Origin of the sequence: Streptomyces sp. NBC_01408 (assembly GCF_026340255.1) — a bacterium.
Taxonomy (GTDB): domain Bacteria; phylum Actinomycetota; class Actinomycetes; order Streptomycetales; family Streptomycetaceae; genus Streptomyces.
Window position 1 is genome coordinate 4,102,634 of record NZ_JAPEPJ010000001.1, and the last position, 23,778, is coordinate 4,126,411.

The following is a 23,778-nucleotide window of genomic DNA, read 5'->3' on the forward strand; positions in this document are numbered from 1 at the left end:
CGGGTGTCCCCCTTCCCATGAGCGCAGAGGGATCCTTCTCGACGATGTACAAGCTCTTCTTCAACCTGGTCTTCAAGCGGATGGACCCGGAGCAGGCCCACTACACGGCCTTCCGGTGGATCCGCCTCGCCGCCCGCGTCCCGGTGCTGCGCACCTTCCTCGCCGCCTGGCTCGCCCCCCGCCACAAGGGCCTGCGCACCGAGGCCCTCGGCCTGCGGATGCACGGCCCCTTCGGGCTCGCGGCCGGCTTCGACAAGAACGCCGTCGCCATCGACGGCATGTCGATGCTCGGCTTCGACCACATCGAGATCGGCACGGTCACGGCCCAGGCCCAGCCTGGCAACCCCAAGAAGCGGCTGTTCCGGCTGGTCCCGGACCGTGCGCTGATCAACCGCATGGGCTTCAACAACGAGGGCTCGGCCGCCGTCGCCGCGCGCCTGGCCGCCCGTAGCCCGGTCTTCAACACCGTCGTCGGCGTCAACATCGGCAAGACCAAGGTCGTGCCCGAGGAGGAGGCGGTGGGGGACTACGTCGCCTCCACCGAGCGCCTGGCCCGGCACGCCGACTACCTCGTGGTGAACGTCTCCTCCCCGAACACCCCGGGGCTGCGCAACCTCCAGGCCACGGAATCGCTGCGGCCGCTGCTGACCGCCGTACGCGAGGCCGCGGACCGGGTGGTCACCGACCGCCGGGTCCCGCTGCTGGTCAAGATCGCTCCGGACCTGGCCGACGAGGACGTCGACGCGGTCGCCGACCTGGCGCTGGAGCTCGGCCTCGACGGCATCATCGCGACCAACACGACCATCGCCCGCGAGGGCCTGGGGCTGAAGTCCGCTCCGTCCCTGGTGAAGGAGACCGGCGGGCTGTCCGGCGCCCCCGTAAAGGAGCGCTCGCTGGAGGTCCTGCGCCGCCTGTACGCCCGCGTGGGCGACCGGCTGGTCCTGGTCGGGGTCGGCGGCATCGAGAACGCCGAGGACGCCTGGCAGCGCATCCTGGCCGGCGCCACGCTGGTCCAGGGCTACAGCGCCTTCATCTACGAGGGCCCCTGCTACGCCCGCGCCATCCACAAGGGCCTGGCCGCGCGCCTGGCCAACAGCCCGTACGCGACGCTCGCCGAAGCGGTGGGCGCCGAGACCCGAAAGGCCGCCAAGTGAGCACTGTGACCCCGTTCGGCACCCGCCTGCGCGAGGCGATGGACACCCGAGGCCCGCTGTGCGTCGGGATCGACCCGCACGCCGCGCTGCTGGCGCAGTGGGGCCTGGCCGACGACATCGCCGGCCTGGAGCGGTTCTCCCGTACGGTCGTGGAGGCGCTGGCGGAGTCGGTGGCGGTCTTCAAGCCGCAGGCGGCCTTCTTCGAGCGGTTCGGCTCGCGCGGTGTCGCGGTGCTGGAGCGGACCGTGGCCGACGCGCGCGCGGCGGGCACCCTCGTGGTGATGGACGCCAAGCGGGGCGACATCGGCTCGACCATGGCGGCGTACGCCTCGGCCTTCCTGGACCCGGCCTCCCCGCTCTTCTCCGACGCGCTGACGGTCTCCCCGTACCTGGGCTACGGCTCGCTGAAGCCCGCGGTGGACCTGGCGCGGGAGTCGGGCGCCGGCCTCTTCGTCCTGGCCCTCACCTCGAACCCGGAGGGCGCCGAGGTCCAGCGGGCGGTACGCGAGGACGGCCGCACCATCGGCGCGACGATGCTGGCCCACCTGGCCGCGGAGAACGCGGGCGCCGAGCCCATGGGCTCCTTCGGAGCCGTGGTCGGCGCCACGCTGGGTGACCTGTCCTCCTTCGACCTGGACATCAACGGGCCGCTGCTGGCCCCCGGCATCGGCGCGCAGGGCGCCACGGCCGCCGACCTGCCGGCCGTGTTCGGCAAGGCCGTGCGCAACGTCGTGCCGAACGTCTCGCGGGGCGTCCTGAAGCACGGCCCGGACACCGCGGCCCTGCGCGCCTCCGCGGCCGCCTTCGCGGACGAGATCCGCGCGGCCGTCTCCGCGTAGCCTCCGCGGCCTGCGCGGACCGCGCGGGCTCCGCCGCACACGGATTCGGGTCGTTCAGGGCAGCCGTGGGACGGGTGCGTCGTACGGCTTGACGAAATTCGAACGGCTTTCACCGGACAAAACAGGGGTATTTTGTCCGTGATGTACGGTTCAGTGGAGGCTGACCAGGACTTTTCGTCCGTTCTCGCTGACTGGAGCGGCCATGGCCGCTAGTCTCCGATCAGAGTGAACGAGCAGCGAACGAGTATTACCGCTGTTCGGGAGCTCGCCAGGTGTGGTGCCTGCGGGTTCCGCACCGGTCCGTATCCGACAGTTCGACATCCGAGGTGACGTAGGCGTGGCTCTTCCGCCCCTTACCCCTGAACAGCGCGCAGCCGCGCTCGAAAAGGCCGCCGCGGCTCGCCGGGAGCGGGCCGAGGTCAAGAATCGACTCAAGCACTCCGGCGCCTCGCTCCAAGAGGTCATCAAGACGGGCCAGGAGAACGACGTCATCGGCAAGATGAAGGTCTCCGCCCTGCTGGAGTCGCTGCCTGGCGTGGGCAAGGTGCGCGCCAAGCAGATCATGGAGCGCCTCGGCATCTCCGAGTCCCGGCGTGTTCGAGGTCTCGGCTCCAACCAGATCGCTTCTCTGGAGCGTGAGTTCGGCACTCCTGCCGGCTGACGCGTCGCCCGGAGTTCGTCCGGCGTTCTCAGGCAGTCCCGAGAACCTGGATAATCGCTCTATGGCAGCAGAGGTTCGTCCGCGGCTGACCGTGCTCTCCGGCCCCTCGGGGGTCGGCAAGAGCACGGTCGTCGCGCATATGCGCAAGGTCCACCCGGAGGTATGGCTCTCGGTGTCGGCCACCACCCGCAAGCCGCGGCCCGGTGAGCGACATGGAGTCCACTACTTCTTCGTCAACGACGACGAGTTCGACAAGCTGATCGCCAACGGCGAGCTGCTGGAGTGGGCCGAGTTCGCGGGCAACCGCTACGGCACACCGCGCGGCGCGGTACTGGAACGCCTGGAGAACGGCGAGCCGGTCCTGCTGGAGATCGACCTTCAGGGCGCCCGGCTGGTCCGGGAGTCCATGCCCGAGGCCCAGTTGGTCTTCCTGGCCCCGCCGAGCTGGGACGAGCTGGTCCGTCGGCTGACCGGCCGCGGCACCGAATCGGCCGAGGTCATCGCGCGCCGCCTGGAGCAGGCAAAGATCGAACTCGCTGCCGAATCGGAGTTCGACACCACCCTTGTCAACACCTCCGTCGAGGACGTAGCCCGTGAGCTGCTAGCCTTGATGGAAGTTGTCTGATCGTTGATCGATGTTCATGTCGGTCAATGCTTGATCATTCACCCATTCTTCGGAAGGTAGAGCGTGTCCTCTTCCATCACTGCGCCCGAGGGCATCATCAACCCGCCGATCGACGAGCTGCTCGAGGCTACTGACTCGAAGTACAGCCTCGTGATCTACGCGGCCAAGCGCGCGCGTCAGATCAACGCGTACTACTCGCAGCTCGGTGAGGGCCTGCTCGAGTACGTCGGCCCGCTGGTGGACACCCACGTCCACGAGAAGCCGCTTTCGATCGCGCTGCGCGAGATCAACGCGGGTCTGCTGACCTCCGAGGCCATCGAGGCCCCGGCTCAGTAAGGCACCGAGAATCCTTTCACCACAGGCCCGGCAGAGCATCTGCCGGGCCTGTGGTGTGTCATAGGCCCCATAGGTGTCACAGTGAGATGGATCCTGAAGGGGAGTGTCCGGTGGGTAAGCCGAAGGTCGTGCTGGGGGTCAGCGGCGGGATCGCCGCCTACAAGGCGTGCGAGCTGCTGCGCCGGCTGACCGAGTCCGGCCACGAGGTACGGGTGGTGCCCACGGCGGCGTCCCTGAACTTCGTCGGCGAGGCCACCTGGGCCGCCCTCTCCGGGAACCCCGCCTCCACCGAGGTGTGGGAGACCGTCCACGAGGTGCCGCACGTGCGCATCGGCCAGTCCGCCGACCTGGTCGTCGTCGCCCCGGCCACCGCGGACCTGCTGGCCAAGGCCGCCCACGGACTGGCCGACGACCTGCTCACGAACACCCTGCTCACCGCGCGCTGCCCGGTGGTCTTCGCCCCGGCCATGCACACCGAGATGTGGGAGCACCCGGCCACCCAGGAGAACGTGGCCACGCTGCGCCGGCGCGGAGCCGTCGTCATCGAGCCCGCCGTCGGCCGGCTCACCGGCAAGGACACCGGCAAGGGGCGGCTGCCCGACCCCGAGGAGATCTTCGAGGTGTGCCGGGCCGTCCTGAGGAGAGGCGGTCTGCCGGGCGGGACGGCGGAGCCGGACCTCGTCGGCCGCCATGTGGTGATCAGCGCCGGCGGTACGCGGGAGCCGCTGGACCCGGTGCGCTTCCTCGGCAACCGCTCCTCCGGCAAGCAGGGGTACGCGCTCGCCCGCACCGCCGTGGCGCGCGGGGCCCGGGTCACCCTGGTCGCGGCCAACACCGCGCTGGCCGACCCGGCCGGGGTGGACCTCGTACGCGTCGGGACGGCCGTGCAGCTGCGGGAGGCGGTGCTGGAGGCGGCCCGGGACGCCGACGCCGTGGTGATGGCCGCGGCCGTGGCCGACTTCCGGCCCGCCGAGTACGCGTCCGGCAAGATCAAGAAGAAGGACGGGCAGGAGCCCGCCCCCGTCGCGCTCGTGCGCAATCCGGACGTACTCGCGGAGATCTCGGCCGACCGGGCCCGGGAGGGGCAGGTGGTGGTGGGGTTCGCCGCCGAGACCGACGACGTGCTGGCCAACGGCCGGGCCAAGCTCAAGCGCAAGGGCTGCGATCTGCTCGTCGTGAACGAGGTGGGAGAGGCCAAGACCTTCGGCTCGGAGGAGAACGAGGCTGTGATCCTGGCCTCGGATGGAGCCGAGCTACAGGTTCCCTATGGTCCGAAGGAAGCTCTGGCAGAGGTGATCTGGGACCAAGTGGCCCCCAGGCTTTCCCCGCGACGCGCCTGAGCGGGGCGCTTCTCCTGCGCGAATCCGTGAGTCAGAATGGAGTGTCGCAGGTCACGTGGCTCCCATAAGGCGAGACGGGTGGTCCGTTCAACGGTGGCGACGGATAAACTGCATTCGGAACGTGATCGGGCGCAGCCTCCGATGTGGTTCCGCCAAATGATCAGCCAGCAGCCGCTGCAACCCCAGGGAGCGATGTGTCCCGCCGCCTGTTTACCTCGGAGTCCGTCACCGAGGGCCACCCCGACAAGATCGCTGACCAGATCAGCGACACGATCCTCGACGCCTTGCTGCGCGAGGACCCGACCTCGCGTGTGGCCGTGGAGACGCTCATCACCACCGGTCTCGTGCACATCGCGGGAGAGGTGACGACGAAGGCGTACGCGCCGATCGCTCAGCTCGTCCGCGACAAGATCCTCGAGATCGGCTACGACTCCTCGAAGAAGGGCTTCGACGGCGCCTCGTGCGGCGTGTCGGTGTCCATCGGGGCGCAGTCCCCGGACATCGCGCAGGGTGTCGACACCGCGTACGAGAAGCGTGTCGAAGGCGACGAGGACGAGCTCGACAAGCAGGGCGCGGGCGACCAGGGCCTGATGTTCGGCTACGCGTGCGACGAGACGCCCGAGCTGATGCCGCTCCCGATCCACCTGGCGCACCGGCTCTCCAAGCGGCTGTCCGAGGTCCGCAAGAACGGGACCATCCCGTACCTGCGTCCCGACGGCAAGACCCAGGTCACCATCGAGTACGACGGTGACAAGGCCGTTCGCCTGGACACCGTCGTGGTGTCCTCGCAGCACGCCTCGGACATCGACCTGGACTCGCTGCTCGCTCCCGACATCCGTGAGTTCGTCGTCGAGCACGTGCTGGCCCAGCTCATCGAGGACGGCATCAAGCTCGACACCGAGGGCTACCGGCTCCTGGTGAACCCGACCGGCCGTTTCGAGATCGGCGGCCCGATGGGCGACGCCGGCCTGACCGGTCGCAAGATCATCATCGACACCTACGGCGGCATGGCCCGCCACGGTGGCGGCGCGTTCTCGGGCAAGGACCCGTCCAAGGTCGACCGCTCCGCCGCGTACGCGATGCGCTGGGTCGCCAAGAACGTGGTCGCCGCGGGTCTGGCCTCGCGCTGCGAGGTCCAGGTCGCGTACGCGATCGGCAAGGCCGAGCCGGTGGGCCTGTTCGTCGAGACCTTCGGCACCGCCAAGGTGGAGATCCAGAAGATCGAGGACGCGATCGGGCAGGTCTTCGACCTCCGCCCCGCCGCGATCATCCGCGACCTGGACCTGCTGCGCCCGATCTACGCGCAGACCGCCGCCTACGGCCACTTCGGCCGTGAGCTCCCCGACTTCACCTGGGAGCGCACCGACCGCGTCGACGCCCTGCGCGCCGCCGCCGGTCTGTAAGCACCACCGCTCGAACCGAACGGCCCCGGACCAGCTGGCCAGCTGGTCCGGGGCCGTTCGCGTGGGTCCGCGGCCGAGGACCACGCCACCGCTGTCAGCGGGGTTTGGTAAGAATGCTGATGTGAGCAGCTCGAACGATTCCCCGCCGGAGCAGCTCGCGCTGATCCGGGAGATGGTGGCCGAGGCGAAGGCCAAGGCACCCAAGGCGAAACCGCGCACCTGGCGCGGCGCGGCGCTGGCCCCGGAGCTGCCGATCGCCAGGGTCCTGGTGAACAAGGGTGTCCTGCACCTCGACCAGACCTGGGACTACGCCGTCCCCGAGAGCCTCGCCGAGGACGCCCAGCCCGGGGTCCGCGTCCGGGTGCGCTTCGGCGCGGGCGAGGGCCGGGTGCGGGAGGGGCGGCGCGAGGGCGGCGGCCTGATCGACGGCTACCTCATCGAGCGGGTGGCCGAGACGGACTACGAGGGCCCCCTGGCGGCCCTGGCCCAGGTGGTGTCGCCGGAGCGGGTGCTCAGCCCGCAGATCGAGCAGCTCGCCCGGGCCGTCGCCCGCCGCTACGGCGGCAGCCTGGCCGACGTCCTGCAACTGGCGATCCCGCCCCGCCACGGACAGGCCGAGAGCCGGCCCTCGCCCGACCCGCTGCCCGCACCCGATGCGCCCGCCCCCGGCGGCTGGGACCGCTACCCGGCGGGCCCCGGTTTCCTGCGGGAGCTGGCCTCCGGCGCGAGCCCGCGCGCGGTGTGGACCGCCCTGCCCGGACCGGGCTGGCCCGAGGAACTCGCCCGGGCCATGGCGGCCACCCTCGCCTCGGGCCGTGGAGCGCTGGCCGTGCTCCCCGACGGCCGCGCCGCCGCGCGGGTGGACGAGGCGCTGACCGCCCTCGTCGGGAAGGGCCTGCACTCCCTCCTCACGGCCGAGTCCGGCCCACAGAAGCGCTATTCCCAATGGCTCGCGGTGCACCGCGGATCCGTGCGGGCCGTCATCGGGACCCGGGCCGCGATGTTCGCCCCGGTGCACCGCCTCGGCCTGGTGGCGATCTGGGACGACGGGGACGCCAGCCACAGCGACACCAACGTCCCCCACCCGCACGTGCGCGAGGTGCTCCAGCTGCGCTCGCTGACCGAGGGCTGCGGCTTCCTGCTGGGCAGCACCAGCTGCACCGTGGAGGCCGCCCAGCTCGTGGAGTCCGGCTGGGCCCGGCCGCTGGTCGCCGACCGCGAGACCGTACGCGCCGTCGCGCCCAGGATCCGGACCGTCGGCGACGAGCTCCTGGCCCGGGACGGCGCGGCCCGGGCCGCCCGGCTGCCGAGCCTGGCCTGGGAGACCGTACGGGAGGGGCTCAAGACCGGGCCCGTACTCGTCCAGGTGCCGCGGCGCGGCTACGTGCCCCGGCTGGCCTGCGAGCGGTGCCGGACACCGGCGCGCTGCCGGACCTGCGCCGGACCGCTGGAGGCCCCGGACGAGCGGGAGCTGCACTGCGGGTGGTGCGGGCTCCAGGAGACCGCCTGGCACTGCGAGGAGTGCGGCTCGTTCCGGCTGCGGGCGCAGGTCGTCGGCGCCCGGCGGACCGCCGAGGAGCTCGGTCGGGCCTTCCCCGCGGTGCCGGTGCGCACCTCGGGCCGCGACCACGTCCTGGAACGCGTGCCCGACGCGCCCGCGCTCGTCGTGTCGACCCCCGGGGCGGAACCGGTGGCCGAGGGCGCCGGATACGCGGCCGCCCTGCTGCTGGACGGCTGGGCCATGGTCGGCTTTCCCGACCTGAGGGCCGGGGAGGAGGCCCTGCGGCGCTGGATCGCCGCGTCCTGCCTCGTACGCGGCGACGGCCAGGTGGTGGTCGTGGCCGAGCCGACGTTGCGGCCCGTTCAGGCGCTGGTCAGGTGGGACCCGGTCGGCCACGCGCTGCGGGAGCTGGCGGAACGCGCCGAACTGCGGTTCCCGCCGGTGTCCCGGATGGCGTCCGTCATCGGACGCGGCGCCGCCGTGGAGGACTTCCTGGCCGCCGCCGACCTGCCCGCGGACGCCGAGATCCTGGGCCCGGTGCCGCTGCCCGGGCGGCGCGGGGAGCCGTCGCCGGGGGAGCGGGCGCTGGTCCGGGTCCCGCCGGGCAGCGGAGCCGCGCTCGCCACGGCCCTCAAGTCGGCCCAGGCGGCCCGCCTGGCGCGCGGCGTCGCGGCCTCGGACGCGGTGTGGGTCCGGATCGACCCGCTGGACATCGGCTGACGGCGCGGGGCCGCACAGGGGTCCGGAAGCCGGGCCGGAGCACGAGCGCCCCCGGCGGTGACCGCGAGGATCGTTCCGCCGGGGGCGCGTCCGGTACGGGCTGGTGTCGCCCGGCCGTCGGGGGTCGGCGTCCCGGCGGTGGGCGGGGCGGCTACGTCAGCCGTTGCGGGGGCCGGGGAAGGCCGACTGGCGGGCGGCGCCCGCCGCGGCCTGGGATTCCTCGCGCATCGGCTGCGGCGGTACGGAGCGGGCCGCCGGGACCGTGGGGAGCGGCCCGAGGGCCCGGGGGGCCGTGGCCTCGGCGAGCTGCTCGGTGGGCTCGGCGCTCTGCGCCCGGCGGGCGCCGTAGCGCCGGTGCACGGCCTGCTTGGTGACGCCGAGCGCCGAGCCGACCGCGTCCCACGAGAAGCCGAGCGAGCGGTCGAAGTCGACCGCCGCGGTGACCAGCGTCTCGACGCTGTCCCGCAGCTCCTGGGCGAGGCGGACGGTGGGCGCGGGCGCCCGGCCGTAGACGACGAAGCCTGTGGAGGGACCTGAGCGGCGCGGGCGGTACACATTGCCGAGCTGGGCGGTCAGCGTACGCAGGGCATCCACCTGCCGGCGAACCCGCTCGATGTCCCGCACCAGGAGGTGCAGGCTGGCCCGGGCTTGGGCGTCGTGGGTGGCGTGGTCGGCCATGAAGAAGCCTCTCGAACCGGTGCTGAAGGGCGGAGCGGGCCGCGTACACCGTTCAAACGCGGCCCGTTTTGGTCAATCTCTCTTGACCAACGCGCCACCTGGCGGCCAGGTCACGCTCTGGGGGCGTGTCGGCATATGCGAGAGGCGCGCGTGTGTGCGTACGCCCCCTATCGGCGGCGGCCCGCACTCAGGCGGTGCACCACGTGCGCCTGACACCTTTCCGCCCTTGCGGGCGGACGACGCCACCTCGGACCCGCCCCTCTAGACTGGTGCGTTGCTGACAGCCTAGATAGCGAGGTAGGACCCCAGTGAAGCTGGTCTTCGCAGGCACCCCCGAGGTCGCCGTGCCCGCCCTGGACGCCCTGATCGCCTCCGGGCGGCACGAGGTGGCGGCCGTCATCACCCGGCCCGACGCGCCGGCCGGCCGCGGCCGCAGGCTCGTCGCCAGCCCGGTCGCCGAGCGCGCCGAGGAAGCCGGCATCGAGGTCCTCAAGCCCGCCCGGCCGCGCGACCCCGATTTCCAGGCCCGGCTGCGCGAGATCGGGCCGGACTGCTGCCCGGTCGTCGCCTACGGCGCGCTGATCCCCAAGAGCGCCCTGGAGATTCCCCGGCACGGCTGGGTCAACCTGCACTTCTCCCTGCTGCCCGCCTGGCGCGGGGCGGCCCCCGTCCAGCAGTCGATCATGGCGGGCGACCAGGTCACCGGCGCGTCCACGTTCCTCATCGAGGAGGGCCTGGACACCGGCCCGGTCTACGGGATCCTGACCGAGGAGATCCGGCCGACCGACACCAGCGGCGACCTGCTGACCCGGCTCGCCTTCGCCGGATCCGGCCTGCTCGCCGCCACCATGGACGGCATCGAGGACGGCACCCTGCGGGCCGTCGCGCAGCCCGCCGACGGGGTCTCCCTCGCACCCAAGATCACCGTGGAGGACGCCCGGATCGACTGGGCGGCCCCGGCCATGCGCGCCGACCGCGTGGTGCGCGGCTGCACCCCGGCGCCGGGCGCGTGGACCGTCTTCCGCGGCGAGCGACTCAAGCTGATCTCGGTGGGCCTGGCGCCCGACCGCACGGACCTGGCCCCCGGCGTGCTGGCGCCCGCCAAGAACAACGTCCACGTCGGCACCGGCTCGCACGCCGTGGAGCTGCTCTGGGTCCAGCCGCAGGGCAAGAAGCCGATGCGCGGCGCCGACTGGGCGCGCGGGGTGCGCATCGCCCCCGGCGAGCGGCTCGGCGGTGCGGACGTAGGCTGAATCCCACCCGCACCGTCGCAGCGGCGCGGGCGCGCCACCGAGCAGCCCGCCCCGCCCGGCCGGCCCTTTCCCGGGCCGCCGACAGGCCGTCCCACCCGCACACCCGTGGCACCTCGTACATCCGGAGCACCTTTCACGTGAGCGAACAGTCCCCTCCCCCGAGCAGCGCCGCAGGCAAGCGGCCGGCCAGGCCGCACCGCCGTCCCAAGAAGGACCCCGTACGGAAGCTGGCCTTCGACGTGCTGCGGGCGGTGGACGAGCGCGACGCCTACGCGAACCTCGTCCTGCCCCCGCTGCTGCGCAAGGCCCGCCAGGACGAGACCTTCCAGGCACGGGACGCGGCGCTGGCCACCGAGCTGGTCTACGGGACGCTGCGCCGCCAGGGCACGTACGACGCCGTGATCAAGGCCTGCATCGACCGCCCGCTGCGGGAGGTGGACCCGCCGGTGCTGGACGTGCTCTCGCTCGGCGCCCACCAGCTGCTGGGCACCCGCATCCCGACCCACGCGGCCGTCTCCGCGAGCGTGGAGCTGGCCCGGGTGGTGCTCGGGGACGGGCGCGCGAAGTTCGTGAACGCCGTACTGCGGAAGATCTCCGCGCACGACCTGGAGGGCTGGCTGGAGCGGGTCGCCCCGCCGTACGAGGAGGACGCCGAGGAGCACCTCGCCGTCTACCACTCGCACCCGCGGTGGGTCGTCAGCGCCCTGTGGGACGCACTGGGCGGCGGCCGCGCCGGGATCGAGGACCTGCTGGAGGCCGACAACGAGCGGCCCGAGGTCACGCTGGTGGCGCGGCCGGGACGGTCCACGCCCGAGGAACTGCTGGAGGCGGTCGGCGAGGACTCCGCGCTGCCGGGCCGCTGGTCCCCGTACGCCGTGCGGATGTCCGAGGGCGGCGAGCCGGGCGCGCTGGAGGCCGTGCGCGACGGGCGCGCAGGCGTGCAGGACGAGGGCAGCCAGCTGGTGGCGATGGCGCTGGCGGCTGTACCGGTCGAGGGCCGCGACGAGCGCTGGCTCGACGGCTGCGCGGGCCCCGGCGGCAAGGCGGCCCTGCTCGCGGCGCTGGCGGCGCAGCGCGGGGCGTTCCTGCTGGCCTCGGAGAAGCAGCCGCACCGGGCGCGCCTCGTGGGGCACGCGCTGGCCGGCAACCCCGGCCCCTACCAGGTCATCGCGGCGGACGGCACCCGGCCGCCGTGGCTCCCGGGCTCCTTCGACCGGGTCCTGATGGACGTGCCGTGCTCGGGCCTGGGCGCGCTGCGCCGTCGGCCCGAGGCCCGCTGGCGCCGCCGCCCGGAGGACCTGGAGGGCTTCGCGCCGCTCCAGCGCGGGCTGCTGCGGGAGGCGCTCTCGGCGGTACGCGTGGGCGGTGTCGTGGGCTACGCGACCTGCTCGCCGCACCTGGCGGAAACCCGGGTGGTCGTGGACGACGTACTGAAGGGCCGCGGCGCGGGCGCCGTCCCGGTCTCCGCCGAACTGGTCGACGCCCGGCCGTACATGGCGGGCGTACCGGCGCTGGGCGACGGCCCGGACGTCCAGCTGTGGCCGCACCTGCACGGCACGGACGCGATGTACCTGGCGCTGCTGAGGCGCACGGCGTAGGGCCGGGCCGTGATCCCGGGCTCCGTGTCCCTCCGTCGTCCCCCGTCGGAAAAAGGGACGCGGAGCATAGGTACGGGTACTCATGAGCTGCGCTCCGGTGCGAAGTAGCGTTCCCGGTCGGTGTGATCGACAGGAACAACCGGGGGCTGCGCGCATGGCGTGGGACGCGTGGGAACAGATCAAAGCCGGTGCGGGCGACGGGCAGCACGTGGCCATGAGGCTCAACCAGGTGCCCGCCGATCCCGGCACCGGCGCCCCGAGCGCCGTGACGGGAGGCCTTCAGTCCAGCAAGAAGGCGTGGACCAGGTGGGCCGCGACCTGTTGACGACCGACGAGGGCGTCCAGGCGGAGATGGACAGGCTGAGCGCCACGTACGCGGACACGGACGCCGTCGGCGGCCAGGCCAAGGGTCGGTGACGGCGCGATGGACTACGCCACTCTCAAGGCATTCAAGCCGTCCGAGTTCGAGGAGGCGGCCGACGGCTACCGCACCATGGGCAACTCGGCCCAGGCGGCCAGGGAGCACATCGAGACCACGGTCGCCACGGGCATGCGCAAGTCGTTGAAGGGCGAGGCGGCGGGCGCCGCGCAGAAACAGCTCCAGGCCCTGGCGAAGAACTTCCACTACACGCAGACCGAATGCGGTGTGATCAGCACTGCGCTCAACGGGTTCGCCTACGACATGGCGGCCGCCAAGCGGAAGCTGGAGGCAGCGATCGCGGACGCACAGGCGGACGGCTGCAAGGTGAACGACGACGGCTCGGTCGCGTTCCCCGCCGGACAGAAGCCGGGAGCCGAGAAGCCCTCGGAGGGCGGCACGGTGACCGGTAGCGCGGGAGGGACCGAGACCTCCGACGCCGTGGAACGCCAGGCGGCGAACATCCACCCGAACCCGAACTACGGCAAGGCGATGGGGTACGCGAAGCGCATCGCCGACGCGCTCAAGGAAGCCACGGACGCGGACGCCAACTGGGAGCCGAGGATACGGGCCCTCAAGGCCGACGACGACCTGACCGTGTCCGCCGGGCGACTGGACCGACGCCGCCTCCGACGCGGGAGGCGTGCGCGGGGCGGCCGACGCGTACCTCGGCACGATCAAGCCGCCGCCGAAGAACGACTGGCCCCAGGACAACGCCAACTGGTGGAACGGCCTCACCGAGGAACAGCGCGAGGCCTACACCTCCATGCACCCCGCGAGCGTCGGGGGCCTCGACGGCCTCCCTTCCGCCGTACGCGACGACGCGAACCGCCTCGTCCTCGCGGAACAGCGCGCCGCCAAGCAGGTGGAGTACGACGGCTGGCTCAAGAAGGAGGGCTCGGTTACGACGCCCCGCAGGGCATCACGACCGATGCGACGGAGACCAAGTGGGCCGACGATGCCTAGGAGCCGCTGGGCAACTTCATCCAGGGCATCGAGGAAGCCAATCACCGTGACAGCGGCGTGAACCAAACGCTCCTGGGGCACAGCTACGGATCCCTGGTGGTGGGCGAGGCGATGAGCATGCACATCGACCTGCCGGTCGACAACGCGATCATGGTGGGCAGTCCAGGCGTGGGAGTGGACCACGCGAAGGATCTGAACATCCCACCGGACCGTGTCTTCGCGGCCACGGCCGACCACGACCTCATCAACATCGCCCCGCCGCCGGCAGGGCCCCTGGCCCCCCTCAACCCGAAGGCTTACATGGAGCTCTTCGACGACCATTCGATCGTCCACGGAACCGACCCGACCACCGACGACTTCGGGGGCCAGGTCTTCGAGGTCCGCGACGGGAAGTGGCCGCTCGAGGGCTGGGAAATGATGCCCGCGCACTCTCAGTACTGGGACGAAAGGCCCCTTGGTAGCCTGGCGAAGATCGTCACCGGAGGACGGCCGTGAATCCACGCAAACTGATCCCGGTTGCCGCACTGCTGGCCATGACGATCATGGTGACCGCGTGCGGGGCGCAGGGGGACGGACAGAAAACCGGCGGAAAAGCACCGAAGGTCACGATGAACGAGCAGCGGGCGATCGACCGGGCAGAGGAAATCATCCACCAGGCGGTGGACGGCATGTCCCCCCAGCCGACGCTGGAGCGCATGGGCCACGCGCCCGTCGGCGCCTGCATCGCCAGGGACGACCACGGCCCCGACGATCGTGTGCAGGTCACGGTCATCTACAAACTGACGGGTGTTCCGGGGGCCGAGGCCCAGAACCTCGTGCGGCAGGCACGCGACGCCTGGTTGAAGCAGGGCCACAAGTACAACTCGTCGAGCGAGGTCGACTGGTCCAGCTCCTTTCCGTCGGTCTACATGCGCACCGGTCCCGACGACTTCTGGATGGACGCCGTGACCGGTGTCATGGACCGCGCCAAGGGTGAGGGTCTCGCTTCCCTCAAGGTGTCATCGCCCTGCTTCCTCCCGCCGGGCAAGAGCAAGGCCTCGGGGGCGACCCCGGCCGGTCCCGCCGCGTTCGAGGCCCCGTCGGCCGACGATCCCGCCACGCGCCGGGCTCTCGCCCACTCCAGCCGGATCTACGACGCACTGCAGGTCGACTCGGCGCCCACGCAGCCCGGAGAAGGCCTCAGCAGGGTCCGGGACGAGTCGGGTGCCTCGGTCCACCACACCTGGTCCACCGTCCCGCTGTCGGAGGGCGAGAGGACGGCTGCCGTGGCGCGCGTGCAGGCGTACTTCCGGAGCGCGGGGTGGAACGTACGTCCGATGTCGACGCGTGAGGGCGTCCCGGCCTTCGTCGCCGGCCACCCCGAGGAGCACATGGTCGCCCAGGTCGCGGCCTCGACCACGGGCACGGTCCGCGTCGCGGTGACGGCGCTCGCCACCGGTCCGGCATCCGCCGGCGCATGACGGCCGGCCCCCCGTGCCGAGGGGCGGGGGGCGCCTCGTGGGCACGGCGCCGTCCCCGCCCGCGCCCGGACCGTGGGGCGCGGGCGGAAAAGCGCCGCCCGCGCACTTGCCGGTACCCCGCGCACTTGCCGGTACGGGGACGACGGGCTTTCGGGAACTTGGCAAGGATCGTCACCGGAGGACAGCCGTGAAACCACGGAAGGCATTCTCAGTTGCTGCACTGCTCGCGCTGTCGGTCACGGTGACCGCCTGCGGGGCGGACGCCGGCGATGGGGAGGCCCCGCAGCAGGTCACGACGAACGAGCAGCAGGCCGTCGACCGGGCGGAAGAGATCATCCACCAGGCGGTGGACGCCATGTCTCCCCAGCCGACGCTGGAGCGTTTCGGCCCCGCGACCATCGGCCCCTGCATCGCCAGGGACGACAGCCGCAGTGACGACCGGCTGCAGGTGACCCTCTTCTACAAGCTCACCGGTGTTCCGGGGTCCGAGGCCAGGAACCTCGTGCTGCAGGCGCGGGATGCCTGGCTGAAGCAGGGCTACAAGTACAACTCGTCGGACGAGGAGGACATGTCCGGCCCCTTCCCCTGGGTGAGTATGCGTACGGAGCCAGACGACTTCTGGATGGAAGGCATCACCGGAGTCCTGGACCGCGCCAAAGGCGAGGGCCTCGCCACCCTCAAGGTGATATCGCCCTGCTTCCTCCCGCCGACCAAGGGCAAGGCCTCGGGGGCGACCCCGGCCAGTCCCATGTTCTCCGTGATCGGTTGAGCGGTGCTACGCCCGCCCCGAGTTCCGGGGTCGTGGCCGGAAGTGGGCGGGGGCATGGCAGGCTTGGGGGCATGGCCGCTCAGATTTGTCCCAGCATCCTGTCCGCAGACTTCGCACGCCTCGCCGAGGAGGCGAAGGCCGTCGAGGGAGCCGACTGGCTGCACGTCGACGTGATGGACAACCACTTCGTCCCCAACCTGACCCTCGGCATGCCCATCGTGGAATCGCTGAGCCGGGCCACGGACATCCCGCTGGACCTCCACCTGATGATCGCGGACCCGGACCGCTGGGCCCCGCAGTACGTGGAGGCCGGCGCGGGCTCGGTCACCTTCCACGCCGAGGCCGCCGCGGCGCCCGTACGGCTGGCGCGGGAGATCCGGGCCAAGGGGGCGCGGGCGTCCATGGCGCTCAAGCCGGCGACGCCGATCGAGCAGTACGAGGACATCCTTCCCGAGCTCGACATGCTGCTGATCATGACTGTCGAGCCCGGCTTCGGCGGCCAGCCCTTTCTGGACATCATGCTCCCCAAGATCCGCCGGACCCGCGAGCTGATCTCCAAGCACGGTCTGGAGCTGTGGCTCCAGGTGGACGGCGGGGTCTCGGCCTCGACCATCGAACGCTGTGCCGAGGCGGGCGCCGACGTGTTCGTGGCGGGCAGCGCCGTCTACGGAGCGGTCGAGCCGTCGGCTGCCGTGCGCACGCTGCGTGAGCAGGCGGACGCGGCGATCGCCGTCGCGCCGTGGGCTTGCGACCACTGAGCCAAGGGTTGATGAACAGCTCGGTGAACGGGAGCTGTCCGGGCTGATCAACTGTCGTCGGATCTGACAGGATGAACGGCGAGTCGAGAGTGTGAACACGAGAGTGTGAGCAGTGAGGAGAACGCGGTGTCTGCAATGTCGGCGGGACGGTCAGCCCTGCGGATGGGACCCGCGGAGCTGGTGCAGGCGGCGGCCATGGCCCGCCGCTTCTACCTGGAGGGCAAGTCCAAGATCCAGATCGCCGAGGAGTTCGGCGTGAGCCGCTTCAAGGTGGCCCGGGTCCTGGAGACCGCCCTCGAACGCGACCTCGTACGGATCGAGATCCGGGTGCCCGCCGAGCTCGACGCGGAGCGCTCCGACGCGCTGCGCGCCCGGTACGGGCTCCGGCACGCCGTGGTGGTGGAGTCGCCGGCCGACGCCACCGAGGACGCGCCCGACCCGGAGAACCTCGGGGCGGTCGCGGCCGATCTGCTGGGCGAACTGGTCAACGAGGGCGACGTACTGGGTCTGGCCTGGGGCAGGTCGACCATCCACATGGCCGCCTCCCTGCACCGGCTGCCGCCCTGCACCGTCGTGCAGCTGACCGGCGTGTACGACGCGGGGACCGCCGAGCGGGGCTCCGTGGAGGCCGTACGGCGGGCCGCGCAGGTCTCCGGCGGGGACGCGCACCCCATCTACGCGCCGATGCTGCTGCCCGATCCGGCGACCGCGGCCGCGCTGCGGAGCCAGACCGGGATCGCACGGGCCTTCGAGTACTTCGACAAGGTGACCGTGGCGGCCGTCTCCATCGGCTCCTGGGAGCCGGGGATCTCGACCGTCCACGACATGCTGACCGACGAGGAGCGGGCCCACTACGCCTCGCTCGGCGTCGCGGCCGAGATGTCCGCGCACCTGTTCGACTCCGAGGGCCGGCGGGTCGGCCGGGACCTCGGCGAGCGGTGCATCACCGTCGAGGCGGACCGGCTGCGGCGGATCCCCGAGGTCGTGGCCATCGCGGGCGGGCTGCGCAAGGCCTCGGCGATCGGGGCGGTGCTCCGCTCGGGGCTGGTGACCAGCCTGGTCACCGACACGGCGGTCGCCGACTACCTGCTGACGGAGTCGGCGCCCGGGCTGCGGCCGGCGCTGGAGCGGGCCGATCCCGACACGGATGCCGCGTAGTACGGCCTGACGCGGCAGGGCACGGACGGGCGGGGCCGCGGGGGGACGGGCGGTGGCCTGTTGTGGCCTGCTGTGGCCTGTCCGGGGACCTATGGGGTCCGACGAGGACCGACCGGTACGGATCGGGCCCGCGGGGGCCCGAGCGGCCGCCGCTGGGGCGGATGGTGCCGGAATTGAGATCCGAACGGCGGACCGCGCGGCGCCCTGCGGGGCGCATACTGGTTCCAATGACAAAGTCAGCAGTACCTCGCCGCCATTTGCCGTCCAGCCCGTTCAAGGCCCCCGTGGAACCGCCGCTCCGGCAGTTCAGCGTCGGCGACCGGGTTACTCACGATGAGCACGGTCTGGGCCGTGTCGTCGGAATCGAGGAGGGGATCGCTGTTCTCGTCGACTTCGGGTCGGTCCAGAAACGAATCCTGAGTCCGTACACCAAGATGGCCGCTCTCTGAGGTCATCGGGCGATTCGCGAGCGAATCGGATATTTGGCACGATCGGTGCATGATCTTCCGGAACGTGCCCCGATCGTTGCTGCGTTTGCTGGGGGCCGTGTTCCTCTGTGCCGCGCTGGTCGGTGCGGTGGGCTGCGGCGGGAAGACACCCGCGCCTGCCGCCGCCAGCGCCAGTGCGGGCCTGACCGCAGGTCCCGGCACCGCTGAGCCCACGGGTGGGTCAGCCGCGCCCCGGTGGGCCGAGGGGATGGCCACCGTACGGGCCGACGCGCTGCCCCGCGAGGCCCGGGACGTACTCGTGCTGATCGACAGGGGCGGTCCGTACCCGTACCGGCAGGACGGGACCGTCTTCGGGAACTTCGAGAAGGTCCTGCCCCGGCAGAAGCGGGGCTACTACCACGAGTTCACGGTGCGCACGCCGGGGGAGCGGGACCGCGGGGCCCGGCGGATCGTGACGGGTCAGGGTGGGGAGTTCTTCTACACGGACGACCACTACGAGACCTTCAAGGCGGTTCTCCGATGACCCTGGACCCGCAGCCGCTCGCCCCCGCGCTCGCCGCCGCCGAAGAGGCCGGCTGGAGCACCGTACGGCTGGACCTGGACGGGGTGCGCACCAAGGCGGAGCTGATGCGCCGGTGCGGGGACGCCTTGCGGCTGCCGGAGTGGTTCGGCGGGAACTGGGACGCGCTGGCGGACGCGCTGCGGGATCTGTCGTGGCTGCCGGATGCGGCTGGGCGGCTGGTCGCCGTGACCTCGTGGCGTGGGTACGCCGCCGCGCGGCCGGGGGACTGGGAGATCCTGCGGGAGGTGCTGGAGGAGGCGGTGGATTTCTGGCGGGAGGCCGGGGGCTCGGCGCCGCCGTTGACCGTGCTGGTGGCCGAGCCGGAGCCCGGGCCGGCTGCCGGGGCTCCGCCCCGGGCCCCGCGCCTCAAGCGCCGGCGGGGCTGACAGGACCCTGGGGCTCCGCCCCAGACCCCGCGCCTCAAGCGCCGGCGGGGCTGGGGTTGTGCCCGGCTGGGGTGGTCCCCGGCGGGGTGGTCTGGCTGGGGCGGAGCGGGGGTCAGTCCGTGGGGGTTTTCGGGATCCAGGGTGGGGTCTGGCCCCAGGACCAGACCGGGATCTTGGCCGCGTCGACCGGTGGGGGGTTGGGGCCCGAGTAGATCAGGGCCATGCGGGTGCCCCACTCGATGTAGTAGGCGAACACCCCGCGGAACTCGGGGTCCGTCGGGAGGCCGACCTCGTCGGCCGTGTCCATGAGCAGGTCCACCCAGCGGCGGCGCTGCTTCTCGGTGATCGCGCGGCCCAGGTGCTTGGTGGCCATGTGCTGGTGGCCGCCGTGGTGGGCGGAGTAGTCCGACGGGCCGCCGAAGACCTCCGACAGCCAGACCGCGACGTGCTGCGGGTGCTCGGAGTCCATGCCCGCGAAGACCGGGGCCAGGATCTCGTCCTGCAGGGCGTGGGCGTAGAAGGCGTCGGTGAGGCGGTCCATCGCCTCCGCGCCGCCCATCCACTCGTAGATGGTGGGTGTCGTGCTCATGGTTATCCGGCGGCCTTTCCGGTGCCCACGACCTCGGTCACCGTGTAGTGCTGCATCTCCTCGATGGCCGTCACGTACGGGCGGATCGCGCCGAAGAACGCCGGGAAGTGCTCGCCCTTGCGGAAGCCGTTGAGGTGGGCGTCGACCGAGGTCCAGCGGATCCGCAGGATGTAGCGCTCCTTCTCCTCCTCGCAGCGGGCCAGTTCGTAGTCGATGCACTCGGGCGAGGCGGCCAGGGCCTCGGCCGCCCGGGTGTACGCGCTCTCGAAGGCCGGCTGTTCGTCCAATGCGATCCGGTAGCGGATGTATTCGACGGTCGTCGTCATGGTGCGTGCCTCTCCCTGGGTGTTGGTCCTGGCCAGCCTTACGCGATCATGCGCGGCCGTGGGGCGGATTGCTCATTCGGACGCGGACTTCCTGGAGTCGGCGCCGTCGGACACGTCGGGACCCTGGTCGCGGACCTGCCGGACCTTGTCCAGGGAGTCGCGCAGTTCGGTCAGCCAGGTGTCCGTGTTGGCCCCGACCAGGCGCACGCACCAGGCCAGGGCGTCGGCCCGGCTGCGGGCCACGCCGCCGGCGACCAGGGTGTCGAGCACCTGGCGCTCGGACTGGCGCAGCCGGGTCATCACCGGGACGGCGAGGTGGGTGAAGAGGGTCGTCTCCTCGCCCACCCGCACGCCCCAGGCGACCTTGCGGCGGTACAGGGCCTCGGCCTCGCGGGCCACCTCGATGCGCTGTTCGCGGGTGCGTTCGCGGAACTCCTTGACCGACTCGGCCGCCGGGACGGTCCCGACGACCGTGATCTCCTCGCGGTCGGCCGTGACCGAGAGGAGGGACTCGTAGACGTCCACCGGCAGGCGCTCGGCGAACCACGCGCGGAGCTGTTCGCTCTGTTCGGCTGTAATCATGTAATCAACGTTGCATCCGTTGCGCGCATGATCGCAAGGGAGCGGCGCCGGTTACGCTCTCAGCCGCACTCGGCCGCCGCTCTCAGCCGCACCCGGCCGCACTCAGCCCATCGAGCGGTACCGGTGGATCAGGGAGACGGCCATCGCCCCCTCGCCGACGCCGGAGGCGACCCGTTTCACGGAGTGGGCCCGGACGTCGCCCGCGGCGAAGACGCCGGGGACGCTCGTCTCCAGCGGGTAGGGGGCGCGTTCCAGGCTCCACTCGGCCGGCAGCTCGCCCCCGTTCGCGATCAGGTCCGAGCCGGTGAGGACGAAGTCGTGGTCGTCGCGTTCCACGACGCCCGCGAGCCAGTCGGTGTGCGGGCGGGCGCCGATGAAGGTGAACATGAAACGGGCCGGGATCTCCTTCTCCTCGCCCGTGTCCGCGTCGTGCAGGGTGATCCGCTCCAGGTGCTCGTCGCCGGCCAGGGAGACCACGGTGGTACGGACCCTCACCTCGATGTTCGGGGTCCGGTCGATCTCGTCGATCAGGTAGCGGGACATGCTCGCGTCCAGGGACTGGGCCCGCACCAGGATGGTCACCCGGGCCGCGTACTTGGCGAAGTGCACGGCCGCCTGGCCCGCCGAGTTGGCCCCGCCCACGATGAACACGTGCTGCGAGATGCAGGCCGAGCTCTCCGTGGTCGCCGCGCCGTAGTACAGGCCGGCCCCCTCGAAGCGGTCGGCGCCGGGGGCGTCCAGGCGGTTGTACGAGACCCCGGTCGCCAGCAGCACCGTCTCCGCGCTGATCTCCGTACCGTCCGCCAGCGTGAGGATCTTCGCCGGGTCGTCCCGGGTCAGGGAGACCACCTCCACCGGATGCAGGATCTCGGCGCCGAAGCGGGAGGCCTGGATGGTGGCCCGGCGGGTCAGGTCCCCGCCCGAGAGGCCCGAGGGGAAGCCGAGGTAGTTCTCGATCAGGCTGGAGGTGCCGGCCTGGCCGCCCGGGGCGCGGGAGTCCAGCATCAGCGTGGACAGCCCCTCGGAGGCGGCGTACACACCGGCCGCCAGGCCCGCCGGGCCCGCGCCCACGATGACGCACTCGTAGTGCGGGCGCGAGGCGGTGGTGGCCAGGCCGAGGCGCTGGGCGAGCTCGATGTCGGTCGGGGCGGAGAGGACCGCGCCGTCCGGGAAGCGGACCAGCGGGAGCGCCGCGTCGGCCTGGGCGGCGGCGATCACCGTCAGCGCCTCGGGGTCCCGCTCCACGTTGAGGAAGCGGAACGGCTGGCCGTTGCGGGTGAAGAAGTCCCGGACGGCGTGGGTGCCGGGGGAGACCAGGTGGCCGGCGACGATGATCCCGTCGTACGCCGGGCGGTAGGTGGCCAGCCAGTCCGACAGCAGGTCGTCCAGGACCGGGAAGAGCCGCTCGTGGGGCGGGTCCCAGGGCTTGAGCAGGTAGTAGTCCAGCCGGACCCGGTTGATGGCGGTGATCGCCGCGTCCGTCTCCGCGTACGCCGTCAGCAGCACGCGGCGGGCGTCCGGGAAGCGGCTGACCGCCTCCAGCAGGAACTCCACGCCGGTCACGTCCGGCATGCGCTGGTCCACCAGGAACAGGGCCGGGTCGTGGCCGCGTTCGTCGAGGGAGTCCAGGATCTTCAGGGCGTCGGCGGCCGAGGAGGCGCCGAGCACCCGGTAGCGGTCCCCGTACGCGCTGCGCAGGTCGCGGCGGACGGCGCGCAGCACCTGCGGGTCGTCGTCCACCGCCAGGATGACGGGCTTGCGGTTCTCCGCGCGCTCGGCGTCGGCGCGGGCCGAGGCGGCGGCGGGGGCGGCGGCGCGCTCCGCGGGGGCGCTCATGCCGGGTCCAGCATCAGCTGGTCGGTGTAGCACCAGGCCCAGTCCTCACCGGGCTCGTGGGAGGCCGCGATGGGGTGGTCGGAGGTGCGGTAGTGCCGGGTGGCGTGACGGTTCTTCGAGGAGTCGCAGCACCCGACGTGCCCGCAGCTGAGGCACATCCGCAGGTGCACCCAGCTGTCACCGGTGACGAGGCACTCCTCGCAGCCCTCGGTCCCCGGTTTCACCGGACGTATCTGATCGATGTGTGTGCACAACAGGTCCATCGTCATCGTCCCCGTCCCTCTCCTCGTGCTCGTCCCCTGCGTCTCGCGCCCCGTGAATCACGCTCGTCAGACCATAGGGCTGGGCCCCGGTAATGGTTCAGTGATTCGGCCGAAGTCAGGTAGTCCTGGAGCTACTTCATGATGTCGGCGGACGACTACCTGAAGTGGTGCCATGACCTTGGCTTCTACCTCACGAAGTCGCACACCGGCGCTTTGACGCGGGCACCCGGCACGGCCAGTGTGGTGGACGCCAACGACAACAGGCGGCGCCTGGAGGAATACGTGAGCAGAAAGATTCTGGTCATTGTCTCCGAACACGGTTACTGGGCCGAAGAACTGATAGGGCCCGTATCCAAGTTCGATGAGCGGGGCTACGAGGTCATATTCGCCACGCCGACCGGAAAGCGTGCGCACGCTCTCCCGCCGAGCCTCGACGCGAACTACATCGACCCTCCGCTGGGACGCTCGGTCACCACCGAGGAGAACGCCCGGCTGGGGCGGGAGTTCGAGCAGTCGAGCCGGCTGGACTCGCCGCTCGACATCGAGGCGTGGGTGCCGGAGCGGCCCTACACCAGTGACGCGGGCTACCTGCCCAAGCTGGAGCAGTACCACCGCGATCTGGACAAGATCGACGCCGACATCGCCGACTACGACGCGATCCTCATCGTCGGCGGCAGCGGCCCGATCGCCGACCTCGCCAACAACGAGCGCGTGCACGCCCTGATCCTGGCCTTCAAGAAGGCCGGCAAGGTCGTGGCCGCCGAGTGCTACGGGGTCGCCTGCCTGGCGTTCGCCAGGGACTGGAGCGACCGCAAGAGCATCATCTGGGGCAAGCACGTGACCGGCCACTGCAAGGAGTACGACTACAAGGACGGCACCGGATTCCTCGGTACCGACTTCAACATGGGGCCGCCGCCGTACCCGCTGGAGTACATCCTGCGCGACGCGACGGGCCCGCGCGGCGCGTACCACGGGAATTTCGGCAAGCCGGTCTCGGTAATCGTCGACTTCCCCTTCGTCACCGGGCGTTCCACCCCCGACTCCTATCTCACGGGGCAGAAGATCGTGGAAGTCCTGGAGGACGGTCTCACCCGGTACGGCTGGTAATACCGGAGGGCTCAGGACCGACGGAGAGAGTGAGGGGGAGT

At 71.6% G+C, this 23,778-nt stretch carries 26 protein-coding genes; 20 read left to right on the forward strand and 6 right to left on the reverse strand.

The features are described from left to right. The first annotated feature begins 44 nt into the window (after window positions 1–44). The 8 genes from OG447_RS18705 (at window position 45) to OG447_RS18740 (ending at window position 8,579) form a co-directional block, all read left to right on the forward strand. Window positions 45–1,154 (forward strand): quinone-dependent dihydroorotate dehydrogenase, encoded by a 1,110-nt coding sequence (locus OG447_RS18705; protein WP_266938934.1) that lies wholly within the window; start codon window positions 45–47, stop codon window positions 1,152–1,154. Further along, the gene (gene pyrF, locus OG447_RS18710; RefSeq protein WP_266937917.1) at window positions 1,151–1,993 is read left to right on the forward strand and encodes an orotidine-5'-phosphate decarboxylase; all 843 of its coding nucleotides are present in this window, start codon (window positions 1,151–1,153) and stop codon (window positions 1,991–1,993) included. Before OG447_RS18705 ends, pyrF begins: the two co-directional genes overlap by 4 nt. 337 nt (window positions 1,994–2,330) lie before the next feature. Continuing rightward, a complete protein-coding gene (locus OG447_RS18715; protein ID WP_008740406.1) occupies window positions 2,331–2,654 on the forward strand; it encodes an integration host factor in 324 nt (107 codons plus the stop codon). Window positions 2,655–2,715: 61 nt separating this feature from the next. Further along, window positions 2,716–3,279, forward strand: coding sequence for a guanylate kinase (gene gmk / locus OG447_RS18720; RefSeq protein ID WP_266937918.1), 564 nt, complete (start codon window positions 2,716–2,718; stop codon window positions 3,277–3,279). 63 nt (window positions 3,280–3,342) lie between these two features. Next, window positions 3,343–3,615, forward strand: a complete 273-nt coding sequence (rpoZ, locus tag OG447_RS18725) for a DNA-directed RNA polymerase subunit omega (RefSeq protein ID WP_004948662.1) — start codon at window positions 3,343–3,345, stop codon at window positions 3,613–3,615. Between the two features lie 110 nt (window positions 3,616–3,725). Then, on the forward strand, window positions 3,726–4,955 hold the full coding sequence (gene coaBC / locus OG447_RS18730; protein ID WP_266937919.1) for a bifunctional phosphopantothenoylcysteine decarboxylase/phosphopantothenate--cysteine ligase CoaBC: 1,230 nt from the start codon (window positions 3,726–3,728) through the stop codon (window positions 4,953–4,955). A 194-nt stretch (window positions 4,956–5,149) separates the two neighbouring features. Next, the gene (gene metK / locus OG447_RS18735; RefSeq protein ID WP_266937920.1) at window positions 5,150–6,358 is read left to right on the forward strand and encodes a methionine adenosyltransferase; all 1,209 of its coding nucleotides are present in this window, start codon (window positions 5,150–5,152) and stop codon (window positions 6,356–6,358) included. 172 nt (window positions 6,359–6,530) lie between these two features. Continuing rightward, a complete protein-coding gene (locus OG447_RS18740) occupies window positions 6,531–8,579 on the forward strand; it encodes a primosomal protein N' (protein WP_266938935.1) in 2,049 nt (682 codons plus the stop codon). Between the two features lie 156 nt (window positions 8,580–8,735). Here the strand turns inward: OG447_RS18740 and OG447_RS18745 are convergent, their stop codons facing one another. Further along, entirely contained in the window at window positions 8,736–9,257 is a 522-nt protein-coding gene (locus OG447_RS18745; RefSeq protein WP_266937921.1) for a hypothetical protein, read from the reverse strand. Window positions 9,258–9,565: 308 nt separating this feature from the next. Here OG447_RS18745 and fmt point away from each other — a divergent pair, with 308 nt between their 5' ends. The 11 genes from fmt to OG447_RS18805 all read left to right on the forward strand — a co-directional run bounded on the left by fmt (window position 9,566) and on the right by OG447_RS18805 (window position 19,034). Continuing rightward, window positions 9,566–10,510, forward strand: a complete 945-nt coding sequence (gene fmt / locus OG447_RS18750; protein WP_266937922.1) for a methionyl-tRNA formyltransferase — start codon at window positions 9,566–9,568, stop codon at window positions 10,508–10,510. A gap of 137 nt (window positions 10,511–10,647) precedes the next feature. Further along, on the forward strand, window positions 10,648–12,108 hold the full coding sequence (locus OG447_RS18755) for an RsmB/NOP family class I SAM-dependent RNA methyltransferase (RefSeq protein ID WP_266937923.1): 1,461 nt from the start codon (window positions 10,648–10,650) through the stop codon (window positions 12,106–12,108). 424 nt (window positions 12,109–12,532) lie between these two features. Continuing rightward, window positions 12,533–13,492 carry a hypothetical protein gene (locus OG447_RS18765; RefSeq protein ID WP_266937924.1) on the forward strand — a complete coding sequence of 320 codons (960 nt, stop codon included), beginning with the start codon at window positions 12,533–12,535 and terminating at the stop codon, window positions 13,490–13,492. Window positions 13,493–13,510: 18 nt separating this feature from the next. Next, window positions 13,511–13,987 carry an alpha/beta hydrolase gene (locus OG447_RS18770; RefSeq protein WP_266938936.1) on the forward strand — a complete coding sequence of 159 codons (477 nt, stop codon included), beginning with the start codon at window positions 13,511–13,513 and terminating at the stop codon, window positions 13,985–13,987. Then, window positions 13,984–14,952 (forward strand): hypothetical protein, encoded by a 969-nt coding sequence (locus tag OG447_RS18775; RefSeq protein WP_266937925.1) that lies wholly within the window; start codon window positions 13,984–13,986, stop codon window positions 14,950–14,952. The genes OG447_RS18770 and OG447_RS18775 overlap by 4 nt, the downstream gene beginning before the upstream one ends. Window positions 14,953–15,139: 187 nt before the next feature. Next, a complete protein-coding gene (locus OG447_RS18780) occupies window positions 15,140–15,721 on the forward strand; it encodes a hypothetical protein (protein ID WP_266937927.1) in 582 nt (193 codons plus the stop codon). A gap of 71 nt (window positions 15,722–15,792) precedes the next feature. Beyond that, on the forward strand, window positions 15,793–16,479 hold the full coding sequence (gene rpe / locus OG447_RS18785) for a ribulose-phosphate 3-epimerase (protein WP_266937929.1): 687 nt from the start codon (window positions 15,793–15,795) through the stop codon (window positions 16,477–16,479). A 135-nt stretch (window positions 16,480–16,614) separates the two neighbouring features. Further along, window positions 16,615–17,637: a sugar-binding transcriptional regulator gene (locus OG447_RS18790; protein WP_266938937.1), complete on the forward strand. Its 1,023-nt coding sequence runs from the start codon at window positions 16,615–16,617 to the stop codon at window positions 17,635–17,637. Between the two features lie 227 nt (window positions 17,638–17,864). Further along, window positions 17,865–18,086, forward strand: coding sequence for a CarD family transcriptional regulator (locus OG447_RS18795; RefSeq protein ID WP_031145007.1), 222 nt, complete (start codon window positions 17,865–17,867; stop codon window positions 18,084–18,086). Window positions 18,087–18,135: 49 nt separating this feature from the next. After that, window positions 18,136–18,609, forward strand: coding sequence for a ribonuclease domain-containing protein (locus tag OG447_RS18800; RefSeq protein WP_266937930.1), 474 nt, complete (start codon window positions 18,136–18,138; stop codon window positions 18,607–18,609). After that, window positions 18,606–19,034, forward strand: coding sequence for a barstar family protein (locus OG447_RS18805; RefSeq protein ID WP_266937931.1), 429 nt, complete (start codon window positions 18,606–18,608; stop codon window positions 19,032–19,034). Before OG447_RS18800 ends, OG447_RS18805 begins: the two co-directional genes overlap by 4 nt. Before the next feature lie 112 nt (window positions 19,035–19,146). Here OG447_RS18805 and OG447_RS32300 read toward each other — a convergent pair whose 3' ends face one another. The 5 genes from OG447_RS32300 to OG447_RS18825 all read right to left on the reverse strand — a co-directional run bounded on the left by OG447_RS32300 (window position 19,147) and on the right by OG447_RS18825 (window position 22,636). Continuing rightward, entirely contained in the window at window positions 19,147–19,623 is a 477-nt protein-coding gene (locus OG447_RS32300) for a group II truncated hemoglobin (protein WP_323181786.1), read from the reverse strand. Window positions 19,624–19,625: 2 nt separating this feature from the next. Continuing rightward, the gene (locus tag OG447_RS32305) at window positions 19,626–19,949 is read right to left on the reverse strand and encodes an antibiotic biosynthesis monooxygenase family protein (protein WP_323181787.1); all 324 of its coding nucleotides are present in this window, start codon (window positions 19,947–19,949) and stop codon (window positions 19,626–19,628) included. Between the two features lie 72 nt (window positions 19,950–20,021). Further along, on the reverse strand, window positions 20,022–20,531 hold the full coding sequence (locus OG447_RS18815) for a hypothetical protein (RefSeq protein WP_266937932.1): 510 nt from the start codon (window positions 20,529–20,531) through the stop codon (window positions 20,022–20,024). Between the two features lie 102 nt (window positions 20,532–20,633). Continuing rightward, entirely contained in the window at window positions 20,634–22,367 is a 1,734-nt protein-coding gene (locus OG447_RS18820; RefSeq protein WP_266937933.1) for an FAD-dependent oxidoreductase, read from the reverse strand. Further along, on the reverse strand, window positions 22,364–22,636 hold the full coding sequence (locus tag OG447_RS18825) for a UBP-type zinc finger domain-containing protein (RefSeq protein WP_266937934.1): 273 nt from the start codon (window positions 22,634–22,636) through the stop codon (window positions 22,364–22,366). Before OG447_RS18825 ends, OG447_RS18820 begins: the two co-directional genes overlap by 4 nt. Before the next feature lie 276 nt (window positions 22,637–22,912). Here OG447_RS18825 and OG447_RS18830 point away from each other — a divergent pair, with 276 nt between their 5' ends. Beyond that, window positions 22,913–23,737, forward strand: coding sequence for a type 1 glutamine amidotransferase domain-containing protein (locus OG447_RS18830; protein ID WP_215147938.1), 825 nt, complete (start codon window positions 22,913–22,915; stop codon window positions 23,735–23,737). Window positions 23,738–23,778: the final 41 nt, after the last annotated feature.